Annotated in this window: 2 pseudogenes; one reads left to right on the top strand and one right to left on the bottom strand. The window is 32.1% G+C overall.

Going from position 1 to position 517, the window contains the following annotated elements:
• A pseudogene (locus ACSC97_RS18300) lies at positions 1-172 on the bottom strand (IS4-like element ISAba33 family transposase); the annotation flags it as partial.
• A 60-nt stretch (positions 173-232) separates the two neighbouring features.
• Here ACSC97_RS18300 and ACSC97_RS18295 point away from each other — a divergent pair.
• Positions 233-394, top strand: a pseudogene (locus ACSC97_RS18295) (dihydroorotase); the annotation flags it as partial.
• Positions 395-517 lie beyond the last annotated feature (123 nt).

Below are 517 nucleotides of genomic sequence, written 5' to 3'. Positions count from 1 at the left end.
GATAAAATGATTGTGGTAAGCACTTGATGGGTAAGGCTTTAGATGCAGAAGAAAGATTACATGTCTGTTTTACAATTAATGCAAGCATAATCAGTGTAAAACATTTTGCATGTCACTTGTTCCTCTTTAGATATTTGTTTAAGATGAGATGTAACTCATTGAAATGTTTCATCATATTCGTCGTCAGAAAACAAGTATAATGCCATTATTTCAATGAGTTATCTTTTTTGTCGTGTACAAAGAAAAAAATTATATGCAATGTGGTTGGACTCCATTCCAAGATAAAACCTTTCGTTATGAAGTTGATACTACCATTGTTTCTGGGCAACTGGCGTGGCATCAAAATCAGTTATTCTTAAATTGTCGTGGACAAGCATTAGAAATTAATCGTTAAACAAGGGATGATTTTCTTTGTACACGACAAAAAAAGATAACTCATTGAAATAATGGCATAATACTTGTTTTCTGACGACGAATATGATGACACATTTCAATGAGTTACATCTCATCTTAAACA

The sequence above is a fragment of the Acinetobacter sp. P1(2025) genome (assembly GCF_051390655.1).
Classification (GTDB): Bacteria; Pseudomonadota; Gammaproteobacteria; order Pseudomonadales; family Moraxellaceae; genus Acinetobacter; species Acinetobacter junii.
The sequence above is the reverse complement of the archived record's forward strand: the minus strand, read 5'-3'. Positions and strand labels throughout refer to the sequence as shown.